Annotated in this window: 5 protein-coding genes; 2 read left to right on the forward strand and 3 right to left on the reverse strand. The window is 64.1% G+C overall.

The annotated features are described in order from the left end of the window. Positions 1 to 593: aldo/keto reductase (locus EOA28_RS28160; protein WP_189342217.1), on the forward strand; the 593-nt coding region annotated here is incomplete at its 5' end. 34 nt (positions 594 to 627) lie between these two features. Continuing rightward, positions 628 to 1893: a cysteine desulfurase-like protein gene (locus EOA28_RS28165; RefSeq protein ID WP_127386253.1), complete on the forward strand. Its 1266-nt coding sequence runs from the start codon at positions 628 to 630 to the stop codon at positions 1891 to 1893. Here EOA28_RS28165 and EOA28_RS28170 read toward each other — a convergent pair. The 3 genes from EOA28_RS28170 to EOA28_RS28180 all read right to left on the reverse strand — a co-directional run. After that, a complete protein-coding gene (locus EOA28_RS28170; RefSeq protein WP_127252849.1) occupies positions 1890 to 2918 on the reverse strand; it encodes a histone deacetylase family protein in 1029 nt (342 codons plus the stop codon). The genes EOA28_RS28165 and EOA28_RS28170 overlap by 4 nt on opposite strands. Positions 2919 to 2920: 2 nt before the next feature. Beyond that, positions 2921 to 3424, reverse strand: a complete 504-nt coding sequence (locus tag EOA28_RS28175; RefSeq protein WP_127252848.1) for a GNAT family N-acetyltransferase — start codon at positions 3422 to 3424, stop codon at positions 2921 to 2923. Positions 3425 to 3427: 3 nt separating this feature from the next. Continuing rightward, a partial coding sequence (locus EOA28_RS28180; RefSeq protein WP_128315505.1) for a 2-thiouracil desulfurase family protein occupies positions 3428 to 3813 on the reverse strand: 386 nt, incomplete at its 5' end.

Consider the following 3813-nt stretch of genomic DNA (forward strand, 5'->3'; position numbering starts at 1 on the left):
CTCCGGGAGGCGAGACGCCTGTTGCCGAAACGCTCGCCGTCTTCGACGAACTGGTGAAGGCCGGAAAGATCCGCCATCTGGGTCTCTCGAACGAAAGCTCCTGGGGTGTCATGCGCTTCGTCTTCGAGGCCGAAAAGGCCGTGGGTCCGCGCGTCGCCTCGCTGCAGAACGCCTACAACCTCGTCAACCGCACCTTCGAGGTGAACCTTGCCGAGGTCTGCGAACGCGAGGAGATCGGGTTTCTTCCCTATTCGCCGCTGGCGCAGGGCTATCTCACCGGCAAGTACGATCATGGCGCGCGGCCGCAGGGCTCGCGCTCGCAGCTTTTTAACCGCGGCCAGCGCTACGAGACGCCGAATGCGGCGGAAGTGCTGCTTCAATACAACGAGCTGGCGCGCTCCTTCGGCATGGAGCCGGCGCTCTTCGCCAACGCCTATGTGGCGAGCCGGCCCTTCGTGACGGCGAACATCGTCGGTGCGACCACCATCGCGCAGCTCGAGACGGCGCTGTCCTCGGTCGACGTCACCTGGACGGAAGAGATGCAGAAGGCGGTCGACGCCATTCACCAGCGCGTCGGCAATCCGTGTCCTTGATCGGAATCGTTTAAAAAACAAAGGGGTGGAGACGATGGCAGAGTTTCCGATCGAGGCCGTGCGCGGCAGATTTCCGGCGCTTTCGCTGACCGATAAAGGGCGCCGGCGCATCTATCTCGACAATCCCGCCGGCACGCAGGTGCCATTGACGGTAGCGGACGCGGTGTCGCGCTGCCTGCTCACCACCAACGCCAATCTCGGCGGGTTCTTCGAAACGACGGTGGCGGCGCAGCAGGTGGTCGACGCGGCGCATGCGGCGATGGCCGATTTCCTGAACGCATCAAGCGTCGAGGAGATCGTCATCGGCGCCAACATGACGACGCTCACCTACCACATGTCTCGCACGCTTGGCCGCACGATGAAGCCGGGCGACGAGATCATCGTCACGCGCATGGACCATGAAGGCAATGTCTCGCCCTGGCTGCAGCTCGCCGAGGATCTTGGCCTGGTCGTGCGATTCCTGCCGTTCGACGAGCGGAGCTGGCAGGTGGAAGAGGCAGCGCTGAAGGCGCTGCTGTCGGACAAGACGCGGCTCGTCGCGCTGAATTACGCGTCCAACCTCACCGGCTCGATCAACCGCGTGCAGGCGCTGACGGCGGCAGCTAAACAGGCCGGCGCGCTGGTCTATGTCGACGCTGTGCAGTTCGCGCCGCATGGGCTCATCGACGTGCAGGCGCTCGGTTGTGATTTCCTGATCTGCTCGGCCTATAAATTCTTCGGGCCGCATATGGGCATATTGTGGGGACGCCGTGACGTGATCGACGGCCTCAAGCCCTACAAATGCCGCTGTTCGTCGAACGGGCTGCCGGAGCGGTTCGAACTCGGCACGCCACAGATCGAGCTGATGGCCGGGCTGACGGCGGCAATCGACTATTTCGCTGATCTCGGCGCTGCCGCCGGCGAGGGCGGGTCGCGGCGGCGGCGGATTGCCAAGGCATTCGACGTTTCGATCGCTTACGAGAACGCACTGGCCCGGCGACTGATCGAAGGCCTGTCCGATATCGAGGACCTGATCATCCGCGGTATCACCGATCCGGAGCGCCTCGCCGAGCGGGTGCCGACCGTTTCCTTCACGGTCGAGGGCATCGCGCCGGAAACAATCCTGCGGCAGATGAACGCCGAGAATATCTTCCTGTGGTCGGGCCATAATTACGCGTGGGAGATCGTCCACCAGCTCAGCATTCCAGCCGAGCAGGGTGTCGTGCGCATCGGCATTGCCCACTACAACACGGCGGCCGAGATCGAGGAGACGCTGGAGAGCGTGCACCGCGTGATCGCGATGCTGCGGCAGGAGCGCTAGTCCTTCTTGCTGCCGAAGCCGGTCAGGAACGCTGTGAGGTTGTCGCCCAGCGCATCGCAGAGATAGCCGCCTTCCTGGACGATGATCGTAGGCAGGCCGAGCCCGGCAATCGCTTCGCCGATGCGCGAGAAGCCTGGCGTCGTCACCGATAGGCCGCCGAACGGATCGCCTTCGAAGGCATCGAGGCCGAGCGCAACGACCAGCGCTTCCGGCGCGAAGGCGCGGATGCGTTGGAAGGCCGTCGCCAGTGCTTCGAGAAAAGCCGCGTCGCCGGATTTGCGCGGCAGCGGCAGGTTGAGATTGTAGCCGAGGCCGGGACCTTCGCCGCGTTCGTCGGCATGGCCCCAGAAGAACGGGTAGAAGCGCACCGGATCGGCGTGCAACGAGACGGTCAACACGTCGGGTCGGGCATAGAAGATGCCTTGCGTGCCGTTGCCGTGGTGCAGGTCGACATCGAGGATGGCGACGCGGGCGGAACTCTTGCGCAGAACCTGCGCGGCCACGGCCGAATTGTTGATGAAGCAGAATCCGCCGGCGACATCGGCGAAAGCGTGATGTCCAGGCGGACGGCAGAGCGCATAGGCCGACGGCGCGCCGGCCATCACCGCCTCGGCGGCTTCGACCGCGCTCCAAGCGCTCCACAGCGCGCTGTTCCAGGTCTCGGCCGAGATCGGGCAGGCGGTGTCGGCCATATGGTAGCCGGCCTGGCCGACCGCCGAGGCCGGATAGGAGCCGTTGCGAGCGATCGGGTGGATGTTCGGGATCACCTCCGCCGAAGCGCCTTCGATGCGCTGCCAGCGCGTGAAGATGTTTTCGAGGAAGTCGAGATATTCAGGCGTATGCACCGCCGCGACCGGGCCAAGCCCGTGATTTTTCGGGCGTTCGACCGTCAAACCGGCCGATCTTGCGCCGGATAGCAGTCTCTCCACCCGCTCCGGCTTTTCCGGATTGGGCTGCGGCGCGCCGCTCGAAAGGAAAGCCTTGGGATCGTGGCGCTTCTGCTCTTCGGCATAGAAGGCTTTCATCGTCATTCCTCCGGAGCGTCGGCAAAGGCGAAAAAGGCATCGCCGACGATCTTCTGCACCTGTTCGTAACTCGACCGGCCGATGCCCAGTTTCTCATAGAAGGCCTTGGCGGTCTCGTTGTCGGTATCGACGGAGAGCCTCAGATAAACGCCGCCCGCCGCGCGGCACTCTTTCGCGACGCGCCGCAGCAGTTTCTCGCCGATGCGGCGGCCGCGAAAGCGGTCCTCGACATAAAGATCCTGCACATAGACGCCCGGACGACCCATCCAGGTCGAGAAGATCGGGAAATACAGGCAGAGCCCGGCGAATTCGCCGCCGATCTCGGCGATCAGGGTCGAGAAGGCGGGCTTTTCGCCGAAGCCGTAAGTGCGGAGGTCGTCAGCGGTGGATTTGATCTCCTGGTTGGCGCCAATATGGGCGCCGAGACGCAGCAGCGCGGCGTAGATTGTTTCGACGTCGTCGATGGTACCGGGACGGAGCAGAATGTCGGTGGCCTGCTGCGGCATCGGTCAGTCCGCATGTCCGGCGGCGCTGGAGCCGATCAACAGATCGTCAAGCTCGCCGATCCTGTCTTCGGAAAAGACACGGATACCGTTTTCCTCGAGCAGCGCGGTAGTCGTGCCTTGGCCAGCCACGCGGGCCCTTGAAAAGCTCCCGTCATAGATAAAACTGCTGCCGCATGATGGGCTGCCGTCCGTCAATACGGCATAGCGGCATCCGGTTTCCCGGGCGAGGTCGAGCGCCAGTTGCCCGGCTTCGCGGTAAAGGCGGGTGACATCGCTGCCGGTTTGCTCGATCACTCTGCCATGGCCCTGCTGGACCGCATGGCCGTCGCCCGCGCCCTGGATTTCCGCCGGCGGACGCGGCGTCGAAAAACCTGCCGCTACCTCTGGAC

The organism is Mesorhizobium sp. M2A.F.Ca.ET.067.02.1.1 (assembly GCF_004023285.1).
Taxonomy (GTDB): Bacteria; Pseudomonadota; Alphaproteobacteria; order Rhizobiales; family Rhizobiaceae; genus Mesorhizobium.